Source organism: Microbulbifer mixtoriginis (SeqCode), from assembly GCF_052467235.1.
The window spans coordinates 3,272,657-3,291,705 of record NZ_CP174305.1 but is presented as its reverse complement, the minus strand read 5'-3'; the positions used below and the strand labels follow the sequence as shown (position 1 = coordinate 3,291,705).

The window sequence follows — 19,049 nt, the reverse complement described above, 5'->3', positions numbered from 1 at the left end:
ATCAACGTATTCTTTTAAGCGTCGCTACATTAAAATCATCTTCACCCAACCCTACTTTAAATTTAAGATCATGAATGGTGAGCACAGTACTTTTGCCCGTCTGATGGTTTATCATTGTCAAAACATGTGCCCGCCAATATTGTTCCAAATATTGGCGATAGTCCTCCAAATGTAATGTTTTTAATAACTCTCCCTTTCGATCGTAAAATTCCGTTCTAATTGGTTGATAGTGATCTTTATCAATCCAGACTACCTGCCTTGTATAGCCAGAATACTCATCAGTGGGTATTTGTTCCACAACAAGGGTTTCCCTCCCCTTTATTAGCTCCTCTCTTAGATAGCTGAACTTATATTTCTGCAATTCAAAGGAAGTCATGTCTTCATAGGCAAATTCACTACTCATAAAAGGCCCTGATTTATTTCGTGAGGCTATTCGCTTAACTCTCTTTAACCGAGGTAGATAAAGCCACTGATCATCAGGACTATTAATGTGAGAATAGGATAAAAAAGCAGTTCCTTTTACATCACGAGGCTCATCAAATACAGTTAATCCTCTATCTCCATCACCTTCAATTTCCAGAGTTCTAACCCTAAGTTCTCTTGAGCTAGTTTCACCCAATGCATTTTTCAACAACATACTGACAGTTGCAATTGAGTCTCTCCAGCCTTCATCTCTTACCTTTCTCTCTTTGGCAATTTCCAGCCCCATTTCGGTATTCGCCATCGCGAGGGAAGCCAAAAGAAGTAACAGGCAAGTTAAAATTCCATTCTTTATCATGATTTTTCCTATTGATATTTTTAATTGGCAGCAGACAAAAACTCATTATTGGCCTTGTCTTGCACAATATCCGTTCTTCTATCAAAAATTAAAAGCACAGCTGGCAGAAGTAAGAAATCGACAACTAGGGCAATTGTAATCACTAAAGCACTTAAAAGACCTAAATCTGAATTCAACCGAAAACTAGATAATGCAAGAACAAGAAATCCAGCAACCAGCACGAGAGAAGTTACCCAGAGAGCACGCCCCACGGTATTAAAAGAGTAGGATATTGCTTCTTCCACAGAGTTTCCCTGCCGACGAGAATATTGATATTTACTCAAAAAATGAACAGCATCATCCACCACAATACCCAATGTAAGTGACACGACTACAGACAAACCTAGATTCACCTCTCCTGAAATAAACGCCCATAAACCAAACCCCAATAAAACTGGAACCAATGTAGGTAACAAGCTGATTATTCCAATCCTCAAAGACTTTAATGCAATAACTAAGAGTGTAGAAATTAACACTAAAATAATTGGTAATGATTTAAGCATGCTATGCATGTTTGTCTCTCCAATATGTGCAAACATAAGAGAGGGACTAGATGCAACTATTTCATATTGTGGAGCATTACTACTGAACCAGTTATATATTTTGTTTTCAAAATCAACAAGCTCACCGCTACCTAAATTTTTAGTTGTCAACTGCAATTTAACCGCTGATTTATCAATATCGACTTCATTATTAATATCTAATCCATAGGGCAAGGAAAGTTCATACAATAGAAGATATTGTGCAGCCAACTCTCTATCATTGGGTAACTTGTAGTATTCTTCCTTGTCACCATGTAGGTTTTTATTTAACCTTTTATAGGTATCCACTAGACTAGCAACATGATCTATTTGTGGCTGCATACGAAGCCAATTTGTAAAATCATCTAGCATAGAAATAAAATCAGGATCAACTACACCCTGCGATTTACCAGACTTGACAGCAATACTAATATTAGTCATGCCGCTAATATGGTTCTCCATGTAATCGGCAGCAATTCTAAATTTATGACTGGAATCAAAGTACTCTATCGGCTCATCATTTATTCGATTCTGCATCACCATATAGCCAGCAATCAAAACCACAATAGTGGAGACACAAAAGATACTTCGATGGTAACGAATTATCAGATTTGGTAGTAATTGAAATAATTTAGAATAAACGCCTCCTCTCTCCTTATATACTTTTACTGGCATCAATAATAACAGTACTGGCAAAAGGAAAATCGAAAAAACAAAAGCCAACATAACTCCCAAAGCAGATAAACTACCCATATGCCGTAAGACAGGCGAATCAGAAACATTCATTATTAGGAATCCGATAGCCGTCGTCACAGAAGTAATTAAAATAGCCATAAAGTTCAGTTTAAAACTATGAACAACAGCTTCTCGATTTCCCAACCCCTGCCTTTTGCCTTCATTGACAGAGGTAATCAAGTGTACACAATCTGCCACTGCCAAAGTCATTATCATTGTGGGAACATTAACTGTGGCAATGCTCAAATACATTCCAGCCCAACCATAAATCCCCATAGTTGCCACTACACTTGCAACAACAATAACCAAGGTTAAAATTACATAGGTGATCGACCTTAGCGTCATAATTAATAATAAACTAATTACCGCAAACATTACTGGCACTAAAGTGAGAATGTCTTTTTGAGCAGCCTTGGTAAAGGAAGAGTTCATAGCAACGATGCCAGCCTGATGAAATGAAACATCAGGGTATGACTCTTGATAGGAAGCAAGCATCCTATCTGAATGGTCCGTGATTTCAGCTACTCGAGCGGTCTTATCGCCTGACGGCAATTGAAAAGTGATATTAATAACTGCGGAATCACCTGTTTTTGAAACCAAGGCCCCCTTAAGCCTTGGGGCATTCTCAGCAACAAACTTAACTTTATTAATATATTCTGTATTTAACGGATAATTCTTGAATACGAGATTTTCAACTAAAAGATCATCTTCTTGAGCCTCAGTATGCTGATAGTTGGCAATTGAATCCACTCTACTGGAATAAGGAATATTCCAAGCATCTTCTGTGAGGAGCATTATCAATTCGAGATATCTTTCAGTATAAATATCGCCAGTTTCTGGCGCTATAATTATCGCCAAACTATCAGTCTTGTTAAAGGTACCTTCAATCTCATTGAACGCCTGAAGCTCTTTATTCGAATCGTCAAAAAAAATTGCATAATCACCACGAAAAAAAAGGTTTTTAGCACCAACTGTACAGGCAACAAAAAAAAGCAAAAAAACAGACAATACCAATTTTGGACGCGATAGAATCCCTCTAAATAGTTGCTCCATTACATAGGTCTCCCAAGAGAATATTTTTCTAACAAAAATTAGTAACCATTACTAAGCAATTCCACTCACCAGCTCGATATCACCAAACGGAGTCTTCAAGACTTGAGTAAAGATATCTTTAAAGCAAGCTTCAGCAAGAGCTTTTTCTACTGAACCAGCAGATAAAGAGAGTGGACCCAACTTTAGTTCTGCGTGAATACGACCAACAATGTGAAACTCAGGAGATGTTCTTTCGCTGTTCAGCTTTTCATGAAAGCTAAGGAACATTCCACCAGGATTAAGAGATTGACGTATTTTCTCTAAGGTATGAGTAAGATCATCGGCGTAATATAAGACCATCGAAGCAAAAACTAAATCATATCCGCTCCCTAGAGAAGCTGTGTTCATATCACCTTCTAAAACATTTATCTGTGCTTTTTGAAAAACTTGTTTTTTAATTAGAGAGGCAATACCAGGCAAATCAAAAATTGTTACTTTAAGATCTGGCTTAACCGAAAGTAGATCTATAGCCAACTGCTCTGAACCTGCTCCGAGATCCAATATATGATTAACATCAGACCAGTTAGGCTGTGACATTAGAACATCTAAAACTATTGGATTTCTAACTGATAAATGAAATAACCTAAGGCCTTCTATCATATCGTTCCAAAATTCTGGATCTTTCATAGTAGGGCCATTTTTCTTCTGATGCTTACTGCTCAGGAGGTCAATAATCTCAGATTCACTTACATGCTTTATCTGACTGAGATGTTGCAATAACCCACACAAAGAAGAATCGGAACCAGAAGTCAATAAAGAACGATAGGAGCTACTTATTTGATACTTTCCTTTAAACTTATTAATCAACCCTATTGAAACCATTGAGTTAAGGAAAAGTTCAGCCCGACTCTCTAGAAAATCAAAGTGAAGAGCAACGTCCTTAACTGTACGTGCATCCTGCAGATAATCAAATATTTTAAGTTTTATCCCTGCTGATAGAATCTCCCACCGTAAAGGAGCCACTAGAGTATCAAATAAAAAAAATTGAGCATCATCCCCAAAGGAGGATTTATTAAACAACATTGATAATTCCAATATTTTCTGACAATAGATATCTAATCACAAACTTTATAATCAAAGATTACCCAATAAGACAGATGACCTGAAAACCCAGCGGTTAACAATTGAGATTTCTAAACATAGTCAGATTAAATTATTTATAAAATTTAAAAGCTAATAACTAAAGCTTTAAGCCATTTATTGACAAATTGGTAACAAGGTTAAGTAGAAAACACAATAAATATCTATAGATACCAAACAGATCTAAATCTCATTCCAGAGTTCCTATTTGCTTCAAAGTAACCTGTAAACAAAATTAGCTTCAGGATTCACATCGCTACTTGATACTTGATACTTGATACTTGCTTTATGAGAACACAATAGGCTGCTCTGCAATCGTTTCCTATCATTACAGGAGCGAAGGAATATCAATTGCTGAACGCCGTTAACCCTTTCGACTGTTCGTGATATGACAAAATCTTGAGCCTAATTTTATATCGAACCTCAATAAAAAACGGTTTGATAATCAAATTCGATAGATAAAAGATATAACAAGGACTACGTAATGACACTGCCCCCGCTTGTCAGCCCCGTTCACGAACTCAGTAAACAAGAAATGGAGAGGTATAGCCGTCACCTACTGTTGCCAGATATTGGAATCGATGGGCAGAAACGGTTAAAAAACAGTAAAGTTTTGATTATTGGTGCAGGCGGACTCGGATCACCGGCATTACTGTATCTGGCTGCAGCGGGAGTAGGGACACTCGGTATCGTAGATTTTGATACAGTAGATGCCTCTAATCTTCAGCGTCAAGTTATCCACGGCCAATCCAATATAGGTGAAAATAAACTAGATAGCGCAAAAGCAACAGTTCAAGAGGTCAACCCTTTCGTTCATGTTGAACTGCATGAAACACGTCTAGATAGGACAAATGCTCTAGAAATAATTTCAGATTATGATCTTATTTTAGATGGAACAGATAATTTTGCTACTCGTTACCTAGTCAATGATGCTTGCGTAATGGCCAAAAAACCTTATGTATGGGGTTCAATATTCAGATTTGAAGGCCAGGCCTCTGTTTTTTGGGAAAATGCTCCTGGCGATATAGGAATCAACTACCGTGATCTATATCCAGAGCCGCCCCCCCCTGAGCATGCACCTTCCTGTTCGGAGGGAGGGGTGTTAGGAGTCCTATGCGCAGCAATAGGCTCAATTATGGCGACTGAAGCCATAAAACTACTCACCGGTATTGGGAGTCCTCTTATTGGGAAATTGATGGTCTATGATGCACTGGATATGACCTTCCGTAAATTACCCATTTATCGTAATCCCGATAGACAACCAATTACAGAACTCTGTGACTATGAATTTTTTTGTGGACTAACTAAGCCTTCGCAAGCACAAGAAGAAATTCCCACTTTAACACCCACTGAATTGCATAAAATTCGGCAGACAGGAAAATCGCATCTGCTGATTGATGTAAGGGAGTCCGGAGAGCGAGACATCTGCTGTATTGAAGGTGCTATTCATATTCCTAAAGCTGACATTCTAGCCGGGCGTGGATTAGAGTCGGTAGATAAAAACACCTTCATAGTTTTACACTGCAAAGTTGGTGGAAGATCCAGACAAGCTCTGGCTGCTTTAGAAAATCAGGGGTTCACTAATCTTTACAATCTCCATGGAGGCATTCTTGCCTGGATTAAAGATATTGAACCTGAACTTCCAGCTTATTAACACTAAAGCACAGACTGGAAATTTACTATGCTAAAGATTTTAGATGTACATATAGAATCTATTATGAATCAAGCACTTGCTGAGCACCCTATAGAGGCTTGCGGCATTATTCTTGGTAAAAAAGATAATCAAGTACCCCATAGAATAGTGCCAATGCAAAATGCAGCACGCTCTGAAAATTTTTTTGCATTTGACCCTAAAGAACAGTTTAAGGTCTGGCAAGAAATGGAAGAAAAAAATGAAGTGCCAATGGTGTTCTATCACTCACATACAAACTCCCGCGCCTTTCCAAGTAAAGAAGATATTCAACATGCTTGGTATCCTGATGCCAGTTATGTTTTGGTTTCAACAACTGGGGGTAAACCTGGTGAAGTGCGTAGCTATCGCATAGTAGACAAAAAGGCCATCGAAGAAACAATTAACGTAGTATCGCAATAAAACAAATAGGCAGATAAAAGCATGTCAGTGAAAGTAAAGATTCCCACTATTTTACGAACTCTAACTAACAATCAAAAAGAAGTAACGTCTGAAGGACAAACAGTCAAAGAGTTAATAGAATCTCTAGAATCGCAATATCCAGGGATCAGAGACCGCTTATTAAAAGAAGGGGAAGTTCACAAATTTATGAACATTTATGTAAATGAAGATGATATCCGCTTCAAAAACCAATTAGCTACAGACATAAAATCAAGCGATGTCATTACTATACTTCCAGCTGTCGCAGGTGGCTAATTAAAAACAAATAAAAAACTGTAAAAAACCTTAACATCTAAAAAAGGTGATCGGCATTATCGACTCACCTTTTTACATTATATAGTGATACCTAATCTAACCGGTAGAGAAATAACCAGAGTTACCTTGTTGCTCTTAAATAACGACCTCAATTAATTTAATTGATTGATTGTGTTACTGGCAACAGATTTTGGTGGTATATAAATTATGGAAATGGATAAATTTCTTAGCGATTGTACAATTATTGGTAACTTTAAAGAAGTTCCGGTTCACCTACAGTCAACAATAAATACTTTTCAGTATCAGTGCCATGCGTTAGGAATTCAAGTAGAAAATGATTTAAGTTTAAATAGTGATGTAAATTTTCCATTCAAATTTATATCTTCAGATAGACGAACTCAGGAAAACCTTTTCTCTTTTTGGTCAGATGATCCCCTACGGCAAGGCTCAGAGTCTGTGATTCAAGCCGCAACTGGCTTGATGTCGGTTCATGGACGTTCCATTGGTGGAATAGATGCCTTGAATGCTCCCTATCTATCTAGCGCATCAGCTGTTTTAACTCTTTTAGGCTGTATAGCCACCGCTATAGGCCATAGACGCGGATTAAATTCGAGAGGATTTCAAACCTCCATGGTATCTGCAGGGTTATTGTGTGTTGGGCAATACCTTGCTGGTGCAACTGTAAATGAATATGCGGAGAATATTCCTCCCGGAGTACACGATCATTCTCAACGACCACCTTTCTGTTCAGCAGATGGTGTGCTTTTTGAATTAGAAACTCTTTCTCCAGAACCTTGGCGTCGATTCTGGAGTGCTCTTGGGATCAGCCAGGAGGATATGAGCAAAGGTTGGCAGTCATTTCTGCAGCGGTATGCGAAAGCAACATCAGATCTGCCAAGAACCCTCATATCAAAAATTTCTTCTTGTAAATTTAAAGATATTGAATTGTTAGCAAGTGAATCGGGGGTCGCAGTATGTCGTCAGAGAACACTTTTAGAAAGGTCCACTGATAGAGATATATCTATTTTATTGGAACGAGGCCCATGGCAACTTAGACCTGAAGTTATTAATAATGATATATACAAAGATTCTTCAAAAAATATTTTAAATCAAGATACTTCAAATAACTTTATTACTGACCAAAGTAAACCTTTGAGTGGACTTACTGTTATCGAATCCTGCCGACGGATTCAAGGGCCTATAGCTGGCCATTTACTAGCCTTATTGGGAGCTAGGGTAGTACGAATTGAGCCACCTGGTGGTGACCCATTACGAGGTATGCCTCCTCTTGCTGGAGATTGTTCAGCGCGATTTGACGCACTAAACCATCTTAAAGAGGTTCGGGAAATCGATATTAAAACACCTGCGGGTCGCGCTGAAGTTCTTTCATTAGTATCTACTGCGGATGTCTTTATTCATAACTGGGCTCCAGGAAAAGCCAAGCAACTACAACTCGACCACGAACATTTGAAAAAGGTAAATCCTGATATTGTTTATAACTATGCCGGTGGATGGGGAATTCTAGATAACGATGTGCACTATCCTGGTACTGATTTCACCGTACAGGCTTATTCTGGACTAGCTAGTGAGCTTTCACATAATAATAAGAATAATGGAGGTACCCTATATACAGCCCTCGATGTTCTTGGTGGGATAATTTCAGCTCAAGGAACCACCTTAGGTCTATTCCGTAAATTTTTTAATAACCAGGGATGTCGTGTAGATACCTCATTACTAGGAAGCGCGACACTTTTAACCCAACCAATTATTAAATCTATTAGGGAAAAACATCAAAAGCCTGAATTTCAGAAAGGAAGGCTATTCAAGACCTTAGATGGATATATCATCCTAGAGTTCTCCTCATCTAATGAACTAATTCCTTTGCTAGATGAAATAAATTTGACGGTCAGAGATTTAGAGCAATCGAACATAGATGAAAAATTAGAGAAAATTCTTGAAGACAAAAATGCTCAAGAGTGGTTATTTATTTTCGAGAAACATAACATCCCATGTAGTCAAGTAATAGAGTCACTCGAAGAGCTACCCAAGCAGCCTCGCTTTAAAGAAAACTTTCAAACCTCAAATTATTCTCGTGTAACCACGCCATGGAGATTCAAATGAACAATACAGGTGTGATTGATATAGTGCCCATTTCGGTGCGACAGGATTGGACTTCTAAAGGATATTATCCCGAGCAAACTGTTTATGAAAAATTTTGCGAAAATGCTATAAAACAACCAAATAAACCCGCAGTACTTGAGAAAGATACAATAACAACTTACAGCCAATTATCTGAATCCGCAGCCCGGCTTGCTAATAGTTTTTTAAAATTGGGGATTGTCAGTGGGGACGTTGTTGTTTATCAGCTGGTCAACTCCTGGCGATCATGTGCTATTGATCTTGCATGTGCTGCAATCGGTGCTGTTGTCTGTCCGATTCCACTTGGGCGAGGCAGCCTTGATATTAAATCTGTTATCAAGCGTACTAATGCCAGAGCATTGATTACTGAAAGATCTTATGCAGATATTGATTACTGTGAAATAATTCAATCGATTCGTCCAAATGCATTATCATTGAGAACATTTATCGTCCAAGGTGATAAACCAGCATCCAGTGAAACTAACTGGAATGATCTTGATGAATTATTTAAAAATGATCCGCTTAAAACACCGATCAAAGTATGCCCTAATAGCCCTGTAAGGTTTCTTATTTCTTCAGGTACTGAATCAGAACCCAAATTAGTTGCTTATTCACACAATGCTATATTGGGTGGAAGAGGACGGTTTTTAGAAAGAATTACTAAGCCCAATAGAGACTTTCGTGCATTATACCTTATGCCTTTGGGTACTGCATTTGGCTCTAGTGCGACATTTGGCGTGCTTTCCTGGATGGGAGGTTCATTAGTACTTCTTCCAAAGTTTGATATAACTACTGCTATAGAGGCTATACAGCAACATAAACCAAGTCATATTTTTGGTGTTCCCACCATGTTTCAACGTATGGCGGCGGCTGCAGAACTACAAAAAACTGACTTATCGTGTCTTACGGCCATTGTCAGTGGTGGCGCCATTATTGATCAAGCGACAATTTATCGCTGTGTTAGTGCTTTTGACTGTAGAATTATTAGCCTTTATGGATCAGCCGATGGTATTAATTGTCATAATACATTGGAAGATTCTTTAGATTCTATTTGTAGATCCGTTGGACGTCCAAATCCTAGTATTTGTGAAATTCGAATTGTAGATGATCAAAAGCAACCTTTGGCTCAAGGGGAGATCGGAGAAATAGCTGGGCGAGGGCCAATGACGCCGATGCAATATGTAAATGCCCCAGATCTAGACCAACGTTACAGGGATCATGAAGGCTGGGTTTATACTGGTGATCTGGGTTGTATTGATGATAATGGATATCTTATTCTTCTCGGGAGAAAAAAAGATATCATCATTCGGGGCGGAATGAATATTAGCCCTGTTCAAATTGAAAAAATTGCAACCTCTCATCCTGAGATTATAAGTGCAGCTTGTATTCCTGTACCAGACGAAGATCTTGGCCAAAGAGTTTGTATCTGTATCACTCTGCGCGAAGGTTCAGATCTTCTCTCACTTAATGAAATTAATGATTACCTTAGGGATCAAGGCCTGGAAGTAAATAAACTACCAGAGTATCTGCAATTTTACCGGCAACTACCGATGACCCCTGCCGGAAAAATTAATAAAAAAATGCTTGTGGAAAATATCTCTTCATTGGGAAAGAGCAGAGAACAATCAAGGAATAGTGAATACGATACTGTAACATAATTTTGCTAACATTTTGGATACCCCATCTCCCTAAAAAGGATTAAATCGATCATGAGTGCCCCTCCAATTCATATAGATCCGTTCGATAAAATAAAAATTGGACTGGTTCTTTTACTTGCAATGGCATTACCAATGTTCATTCTTTATGCAACTGGTGTTCTGAGCCCATATTTAATTAAAGCACTACAAGTACAAGAGAGTGACCTGAGCTATATTGTGATGGTTTCTTTTGGGTTAGCATCAATTTTATCCCTATTTGCGGGAAATGCTGTCGACTATTTTGGTCTTAGGGCATCATATGTTCTTCACTTCATAACAATTGCAATATCTTTTTTTATAATTAGTATCTCGGATAGCTTATGGACAATCATTGGCGCTATTTCTATAGTTGGTCTTTCTCAAGCCTTAGCCAATCCCTTAACTAATAAGTTAATTGCACTAAGAATCCCAGACTCTAGTAAGGCCATGATGGTCGGTATGAAGCAATCTGGAGTGCAGTTATCAGCATTACTTGCCGGTTTCACTCTGCCTTTTATAGCAAATAATTGGGGTTGGAGAGTATCCTTCTTGGCTGTAGTACCTATAGCAATAGTGATGGCAATACTAAGTTGGAAAGTATCTCCAAATAAGCCTCTAGTAAGGAAATCCTCTCAACAATACATTCCAAATAGAAAGCTTGCGCTATTAATGTTAACCCAAGGAGGAATTGGAGCAGTTCTTTCTGCATACATCACTTATATACCAAGCTTTGCAATCAGTTTATCCCTAAGCCCAGAGCAAGCAGGGCTTCTCATTACATTGTTTGGTATTACAGGAATGTCCTCTCGAATTATAATGACACCTATAGCCTCATCATTTGATAATCAAGCAATGTTTATCGTAGGGATGATTGGATTCGCTATTCTAGCCATATTTATCACAATGAAATCAAATATTGAGGCCTCTTGGCCAATTTATATTGGAGTCATTGGAATTGGATTAAGTATTGTGGCAACTAATGCAATAGCTATGGGGATGGTTGTAAAGGATTCAAGATTTGGCCCTATTGCCTATGCATCTGGAATGATATCTGCTGCTTTTTTTGCTGGTATAGCCGTCGGATCATCTATTTTTGGAATGATCATTTCATTCTTTGAATCTTTTTCAAGTGGATGGATATTTACTATTTTAATCCTGTTGATAAGTGGGAGTTCTTGCCTGATTCTTGCAAACCAACATTCTCTCACTCAACAAGAAGCTGTTTAAAATGAATAATTCATTGTTGGTAGAGAATAAAGAGTCATCTTTTTCAGACTCTTCTACAAGTGTAAATTACACTGCCATATATGCCATATATGCCATATATGCCATAACCAATACTTTAGAGAGAATTTCTTATTCTTGTGATGATAATTTCCCAATATTTACATCCCCCCAGGATAATCAGTGGAAATTTTCTTCAGGAGGTTCTTGGATGGGCGGATTTTGGTGTGGCAGCTGGTGGTTAAAGGCAAAAGTCAGTGGAAAGGATATTGATAGAAATTATGCGTCTTCTATTTTAGAACGTCTCACACCAAAACTATATTCAGACACAATATTCCGCAGCATGATTTATTGGTATGCATTAGCGCCTGGCATTCGTTTATTTAACGATACTAAGTCTATTTTATTTGCGGAAAAAGCAGCAAAAACCATCTTTCAAAGTTTCAATTCGAAGTGGGATTGCTATCCTATGGGAACCGCTTTGGGGGCAGGAGAAAAAGGAAAAAACACACTAAATATTGATGGCCTTGCTGCTCTTATCCAACTGTTACAGTATGGTGACTCTGAAACCCGTTCTACTGCAAAATCACACACCGATTCAATTATTAAGTTTATGCTCGACCCAAGTGGTAATTTTTCTGCAAATGCTACACTTGGAAGCAATAAAATAAAAATAAGCAATTCTTCCAAGGGTTGGGCTCGAGGCCATAGTTGGGGACTTTTGGGCTTGGCTACTGCTTCCCGTCTTTGGGGCGGAGATTATCATACATTGGCTGAATCATTGTGCGTTGAATGGCTTAATGAATATTCTGATAAATTCCCTAAGAACCTTAAAAATGGAAATCGAAATCACCTGGATCCCTCTGCATCACTGATCGCGGCATTATCAATGTATAAACTTTCCGCATGTCCAAAAAATATGATTGATTGGCGAGCAGAAGCCAACTCTATTATTAAAAATATAATTGAGTCTGACTACTTCAATATAAACGACCAGTCCCATGAGGCATATTTTAACGGTTGCTTTTTTCGTATTAACTCTAGCGAAGAAAGTTTAGGTGAAACAATATGGGGATATTTTTTTCTTCTGCAGGCTCTGCTTATATCAGAAAAAATTATTGACCCAAACGATATTTAACAAAATGAATTAGAGGCTCAACTTTAGAGATGAATCACAACATAGGGATATGCATTATTTCTGAGAATCCTGCTCTTATTGAAGAGCTGGATTATATATTTTCTCTTATCCATGTCATTCAAAATCCTGAGGATGATTGCTCATTTACGATAGAGCCATTTTCTCTACCGCCGAAAAATAATAGAGACATATTGAATGCCACTATAAAACAAGCTCAACACTATCTAACGAATGCTGGCAAACGTCATGAATTCTCATTTACTCCATATATATTTAGAGATTTAAATGAAGCAATTAAGGTGTTGCCTGGAGAAAATACTGTTTTTGACATATTTATTGTTGACACTGAATATTTACCTGAATACTCAAAAGAGGCCAACATTAGCTTACCCGAAAGCCCTTTTGATTTATTAATATCATCTTGTAAAGTACGTACACTTACTCCATTTTCTAAAGTTATGTACGTGCCAGAAGAGAGTCTAAATAGTATTTTATCATATGTTGATGGCAGTACTCAGATTCAAGTTCTACAAGACGATCCGGATTTAGTTAGGGCGAAATTACTAAAACTATTGATTGATCACATGGAGCACGGTTATCTCAATAAGTTATTATCAAGAACTGCAGCAACCACTAAATCACCAATTGGAATCGCCCAGGCAATCTTTAGTCACATGCAAGAATTCTGGCCGAAGCAATGGGATTTCCACTATTATACGGGCTCTATGGTAGCCAACTTAATTCGCTCAATACAGGCATTATGTACGGATGTCCAGGATGATTCATCGCCCAGATGTTTAACTGGTAATAATGAGCATTGTTTAGCTGCTGGCGCATTAGCAGGATGGCAACTATTCGAGCGTTCATACGTTATTACAGTCACTTCTGGTATGATTGATGAATTTCGTGGTACTTTATCGAACCTTCAAAGAGCAAAAGCCCCAGGTTTAATTATATGTGCTGATAGTCCAGCTGATTCTTGGTTTGCTTTTCAGGGAACAATTGACGTTGATACTGATGGGCGTGAGGTCATAGCTGCCAGAAGGATACCCCACGTATACCTACATGATCGGGAAACCTTATCAGAACAGCTGAATAAGGCTTTTCAAGTCATGCATGAAAATCCTGGTCCCGTTTTCATTTTTGCCACTCCAAATATACTCGAGTCTAGGGAGAATACATTTAGCCCATCTGAATTCATATCAAAAGTATCCGAACCTGATGATATACATCAGAATGATCTCGATACTGTTATGAACTTAATTAACAATTCTGATATCAGATTACTCTGGAACTGTGGTCCGCTTTCTAAGTATGAGCTTGAGTTGGTAACCCAGATTGCGCAAGATGCAGGTATAGCTCTAACCGATTCATTAACTCATCCAGGTACGGTTCAAGCTTATAGAAATGGAAAACTAAATAAAAACTATCTTGGAACCTTCGGCGTCTATGCTTTCAGTCGACGGGTTTATCACTACCTACATGACAATGGAAAACTACGAGGGCCGGATACTCTTAGTCAATTTTTTTTAAAACATAAAATTGATCAGGCTGCGACCCCATTTTCAGAAGGTAAACTGAAGCGTAATATCCATATCGTCCAAGTTAATAAAAATAAACGTCATCTCTCTCCTTACAGCAATATTGCCCTTAATATGCCTCTTGTAAAACTCTTGGAGTATATAAAGGCGCACTTAGACGTACAGGATCACATCAAAGCAAATCGCTTAGCATACTTGACAGAGGCTACAAATCTTGACGAATGTGTACCCGGGGATTATATGGCCAGCCTTCCAATGTCAGCCAATTATTTCATGTTGAAATTAGGTCAACAGGTTAGGAGATTAATTGAGAACAATGCATTTGAATTCATTGGTGTTTATGATGTAGGGCGCTGTGGGTTATCTGCAATACGTAATATACCAAGGACCTGTCGTAGTTTTTCTGGCTGGTACGGAAGAGCACTAATGGGAGATGCGCTTTCTGCCCTACCCTACATTGCTAGAACTTCTGATAAAAATGTATTGGCATTTATTGGCGATGGTGCACGAGCACTGGTCCCCAATATTGAGAGTCAACTTGTCCATGCTTTATCTCAAAACCCAAATGGGACAAAAATTAATATTACACTTTTGTATCTATGCAATGGTGTTTTATCAATGATTCAAACATATTTGGACAAAAGAACACCATCCGGCTGTGGTCGACAGGTAGTGGTGCCTTTACCACTTCAGGAGAACCATCCCGAGCATAGGAGAGAGCCTGTTACTTCCCGCAATATCATTGTTAATCGAACAAGGGTTAGTAGCTATCAGGAGCAGCAAATAGGAGATCTTTTGAATCAAAAGGGAAGAATAAATATTGCTGAGGTGCTTCTATCTCACAATTCTGATGGAGATGGTCTAAGCCTAATCTCTGAAGCCTCCTGGAATCGAATTACAGCTTGAATTTGGACTTAAAAGAATGAAATTTGGATTTATCGCTCACCCAACATCAGTTGCCCTGAAGCGTCATGTTAAACTTATTGATTTGGTCAACCGAAATATTGATGAGCAAAGTAATGGTTATCATGAGGACTACTGGAAAAAGCAAAACCTTGTGCCATTTACTACTTTTGATTCCGTTATCAGTAAGGCAGGGTCACAATGTAGTGGAATTATCCACTATATGCCTCTAACCGCAGAGGAAATGCTTTCGGAACATCGAAATGTAACAAAACGTGTTATTGAGGGAATCAATGACTTACAAAGCCGAGGAGCAGAACTAGTTGGGTTAGGTGGATTCACTGGCATCGTTGGAAATCGGGGCCTGCAGACAACAGAGAAATGCTCAATTCCAATCACCACAGGTAACTCTCTAACAGCTTATGCTGCTCAAAGAAACATTCTACAAGCTATGGAGCGGCTCGAACTATCACCTCAAGGTATAGAAGTTGCCATTATAGGCTATCCAGGCTCTATTTCTCTCGCTATTGCTCAACTACTTATCGATAAAGGTTGTCACCTAACATTAGTGCATCGAGGTAAGAGCGATCCTGATAAATATCTGAACTACCTGCCTAGCCAGATGCATTCATCTGTAACGCTCACTAATAATATTGAAGATTGTTACGGTAGAATTAAATTCTATATTGCCGCAACTTCTACAGGCAGTGTAATAGATCCAGCCAGACTTCTTTCTGGCTCAATAGTGGTCGACGCAGCCTTACCTAAGGATGTAATGCCCACACTACAGCCGAGAGAAGATATTCTGATTATAGATGGTGGCCTGATTTCTGCAGGCCCTGAAGTCAGCTTCGGGGAAGCCACTAAAAATTTTGCTCCAAAGAAGTTCATGAATGGTTGCTTAGCAGAAACTATAGTTTTAACTTTAGAGCAATGCAGAGAAGACTATTCACTAGGTAGAATACTGCCGCCAGAGCGTGTATTAAACATTGGCCAACTAGCGGAAAAACATGGTTTTACCACTGTACCAATGGCCACCGACGGAGAGTGGATTACCGATTCCCATTTTTATGGGCTTCTTCGCCATCATCGTGATATTCAGGTCTCTCTTGATACTTCAAAACACCTACAGCGCACTCAAACCATTAGTAGATTTCGACATCACATTAATCCTGTGATGGCAGATTTTTACCAATTTAATCATATTGAACGTGTTTTTCATCACGGAAGTGGATGTCAACTCACTGATATGGATGGAACAATTTACTTAGATTTTGTTGCCGGTTATGGGTGCCTTAATACTGGCCATAATCACCCTAAAGTAACAAAAGCTATCACAGATTATTTATCATCGGAGAATCCTACTTTTGTTCAGTATGTCTCCATGCCATATCATGCTTCTCTACTTGCAGAGAGGCTGGCTGAGCTTGCTCCTGGAGATTTATCAAGAGTCTTCCTCAGTAACTCAGGTACAGAGGCTGTGGAAGCTGCTATTAAAATGGCTCTTGCCGCAACTTCAACGGGTCGTTTGATATATTGTGATAATGGCTATCACGGAAAAACCCTTGGGGCATTATCTATCACTGGCCGCACTAAACACAGATCAGAATTCGAACCTCTATTACCTGAATGCCATGAAATACCTTTCGGTTCCTTGACCGCATTAGAGGAGGAATTACAGAAAGGTGACGTGAGGGCATTTATCCTTGAGCCTATACAGGGTGAAGGCGGTGTTCTATTACCACCTAAAGGATATTTAAAAGAAGTCAGGCGCTTATGTACTAAATATAATGTCATAATGATTCTCGATGAAGTGCAAACGGGACTAGGTCGAACCGGTAAACTCTTTTGTTGTGAGTGGGAGAATGTGGTACCTGACATTTTAATATTATCCAAGTCACTTTCCGGTGGCACTATTCCAATTGGTGCTACGATATCAAATCCTCGTTTATGGGATAGCGCTTACGGTAGTATGGATCGCTGTATTTTGCATACATCAACTTTTGGAGGCGGAAACCTGGCTGCTGCTACGGCTCTTGCGACTTTAAATGTTATTGTAGAAGAAAATTTAGCGGCTAATGCTATAGCTATGGGAGAAAAACTTAAAAGCTCATTAGAAGAAATTGCCAGTCAATACCCCTTCATTAAGTCTGTAAGGGGAATGGGACTTATGCTTGCAATTGAATTTTCTCAGTCTTTCAAAGGCAGTATTAATGCTACTGCTCAGGAACTTGCTCATCGCTTACCCTGGAATTCTCGTGAAACTTACAAAATGCTGTCAGATAATGCCAAGCATCATATGCTTGCTGCCATTGATGCAATTGAGTCCAATTTGGAAGATATGTTTTCCCTAAGATTCGTTACAAAGCTTTCTCAAGAACATAATATTTTAACTTTTCTTACTGCCAACAATAGTCGCGTGATGCGCATTCAACCTCCATTGGTTTTGAATTCCCAAGAAGCATTAAGATTTATTTCTGCTTTCGATTCAGTATGCCGAGACATGTCTACTTTTATGGACTAACCATCATACATGTTAAGCAATTAATTTTTTATTGGAAGCCAGCAGCTAAAGGATAAACATGTCATTATTAACAAAACAACAAGAAAAGCTTGTTCAGAGAGCACGTGATTTTGTACAAACAGAACTCCTTCCTCTTGAAAAGGAGGTTGAAAAATCTGGTGGAATAAGTTCAGAATCTTCTAATGAAATCATAAGAAAATCTCGACAAGAAGGTCTTTTTGCGGCCAATATTGATCGCCGATTTGGAGGAGGGGGACTCACCACATTAGATAACGTTCTCTTGCAAGAACAGTTCGGAGCCACCAAGGAAATTCTTGCACGTCGAGCGGCAGGAAATATCTATGAGTGTATTAAGGAAGGTACAGCCGAACAAATTGAGCGTTTTTTAATTCCTAGTATCAGAGGCGATCGGCACTCAGCATTAGCTGTCTCTGAGCCTGAGGCAGGTTCTGATGCGGCATCTATTACTACTAGGGCCGTACGCTGTGATGCCGGCTGGATACTTAATGGAAGAAAATATTTCATTAGTGATGCGGATTTCTGTGACTACTTTATAGTTGCAGCTGTAACTCAGCCAGATCTTGGTCCACGTGGAATCTCTTTATTTTTGGTTGACAGGAGTCAACAGGGATTTTCCTATGGCAAAAGTTTTAATATGCTCGGATTTAAGGGTACAACGCATCGTGAGCTAATTTTCAACAATCTTATTCTGGGAAAATATGCGCTGCTAGGAGAGGAGAATGACGGCTTTAGAATCCTGGGCGATACATTAGGAAAAGCGAGATTAAGTAAAGTCGGAGCCAGGGCAATTGGAAAGTGCCATCGTCTGTTGTATTTGATGAAGAAACACGCCCAAGATCGTCAACAATTTAGTAAAGCTCTCATTGATTTTGGCCAAATAAAACAAATGATTGTTGATAGTAATATTGAAATTGCAGCTGCAAGAGCACTTCTTCTACAAACTGCTAAGGAAATTGATACTGGCTTAGATTCTCGGGCTGCCATTTCCCAAGTAAAGATACTCGCAACCGAAACTTTGGGGCGTGTTGCAGATAGGGCTGTCCAAGTCTTTGGCGCCTCGGGCTGTCACGATGAAGAGGTGATTGAGAGTTTCTATCGCGATGCTAGACTGTATCGTATTATAGATGGAACATCAGAAATCCATATGAATATCATAGCGAAGGATCTAAAAAGATCAGTTGGGCCTTGTTTCGTAGCCAGCTAAATTCCCTTGAAAGCCAGAACTACTACTTCAGTCAGTTTCTGGCTACAC

At 38.9% G+C, this 19,049-nt stretch carries 13 protein-coding genes; 10 read left to right on the top strand and 3 right to left on the bottom strand.

Annotation, left to right across the window (positions count from 1 at the left end; genetic code table 11):
• Position 1 precedes the first annotated feature (1 nt).
• Genes ACJJIO_RS14340 through ACJJIO_RS14330 form a run of 3 tightly spaced genes read right to left on the bottom strand, consistent with a single transcriptional unit; the run spans position 2 to position 4,188 of the window.
• Positions 2–778, bottom strand: coding sequence for an outer membrane lipoprotein-sorting protein (locus tag ACJJIO_RS14340; protein WP_444885890.1), 777 nt, complete (start codon positions 776–778; stop codon positions 2–4).
• A gap of 20 nt (positions 779–798) precedes the next feature.
• The gene (locus ACJJIO_RS14335; protein ID WP_444908865.1) at positions 799–3,126 is read right to left on the bottom strand and encodes an efflux RND transporter permease subunit; all 2,328 of its coding nucleotides are present in this window, start codon (positions 3,124–3,126) and stop codon (positions 799–801) included.
• A gap of 51 nt (positions 3,127–3,177) precedes the next feature.
• On the bottom strand, positions 3,178–4,188 hold the full coding sequence (locus ACJJIO_RS14330; RefSeq protein WP_444908864.1) for a class I SAM-dependent methyltransferase: 1,011 nt from the start codon (positions 4,186–4,188) through the stop codon (positions 3,178–3,180).
• A 541-nt stretch (positions 4,189–4,729) separates the two neighbouring features.
• Between ACJJIO_RS14330 and moeB the strand changes: the two genes are divergently transcribed.
• From moeB to ACJJIO_RS14280, 10 genes are all read left to right on the top strand, one after another.
• Positions 4,730–5,899, top strand: coding sequence for a molybdopterin-synthase adenylyltransferase MoeB (gene moeB / locus ACJJIO_RS14325; RefSeq protein WP_444904003.1), 1,170 nt, complete (start codon positions 4,730–4,732; stop codon positions 5,897–5,899).
• 27 nt (positions 5,900–5,926) lie between these two features.
• A complete protein-coding gene (locus ACJJIO_RS14320; protein WP_252084779.1) occupies positions 5,927–6,337 on the top strand; it encodes a M67 family metallopeptidase in 411 nt (136 codons plus the stop codon).
• Between the two features lie 21 nt (positions 6,338–6,358).
• Positions 6,359–6,631 (top strand): MoaD/ThiS family protein, encoded by a 273-nt coding sequence (locus ACJJIO_RS14315; RefSeq protein ID WP_252084778.1) that lies wholly within the window; start codon positions 6,359–6,361, stop codon positions 6,629–6,631.
• A 207-nt stretch (positions 6,632–6,838) separates the two neighbouring features.
• Positions 6,839–8,752 carry a CoA transferase gene (locus tag ACJJIO_RS14310; RefSeq protein ID WP_444908863.1) on the top strand — a complete coding sequence of 638 codons (1,914 nt, stop codon included), beginning with the start codon at positions 6,839–6,841 and terminating at the stop codon, positions 8,750–8,752.
• Positions 8,749–10,428: a class I adenylate-forming enzyme family protein gene (locus ACJJIO_RS14305; RefSeq protein WP_444908862.1), complete on the top strand. Its 1,680-nt coding sequence runs from the start codon at positions 8,749–8,751 to the stop codon at positions 10,426–10,428. Before ACJJIO_RS14310 ends, ACJJIO_RS14305 begins: the two co-directional genes overlap by 4 nt.
• A 51-nt stretch (positions 10,429–10,479) precedes the next feature.
• Positions 10,480–11,673 (top strand): MFS transporter, encoded by a 1,194-nt coding sequence (locus tag ACJJIO_RS14300; protein WP_444908861.1) that lies wholly within the window; start codon positions 10,480–10,482, stop codon positions 11,671–11,673.
• Between the two features lies 1 nt (position 11,674).
• Positions 11,675–12,808 (top strand): hypothetical protein, encoded by a 1,134-nt coding sequence (locus ACJJIO_RS14295; protein WP_444908860.1) that lies wholly within the window; start codon positions 11,675–11,677, stop codon positions 12,806–12,808.
• A gap of 29 nt (positions 12,809–12,837) precedes the next feature.
• The gene (locus ACJJIO_RS14290) at positions 12,838–15,255 is read left to right on the top strand and encodes a hypothetical protein (protein WP_444908859.1); all 2,418 of its coding nucleotides are present in this window, start codon (positions 12,838–12,840) and stop codon (positions 15,253–15,255) included.
• A 16-nt stretch (positions 15,256–15,271) separates the two neighbouring features.
• Complete coding sequence (gene pigE / locus ACJJIO_RS14285; RefSeq protein WP_444908858.1) at positions 15,272–17,776, top strand: prodigiosin MAP biosynthesis aminotransferase PigE; 2,505 nt, start codon at positions 15,272–15,274, stop codon at positions 17,774–17,776.
• A 58-nt stretch (positions 17,777–17,834) separates the two neighbouring features.
• Positions 17,835–19,001 carry an acyl-CoA dehydrogenase family protein gene (locus ACJJIO_RS14280; RefSeq protein WP_444908857.1) on the top strand — a complete coding sequence of 389 codons (1,167 nt, stop codon included), beginning with the start codon at positions 17,835–17,837 and terminating at the stop codon, positions 18,999–19,001.
• The last annotated feature ends 48 nt before the right edge of the window (positions 19,002–19,049 follow it).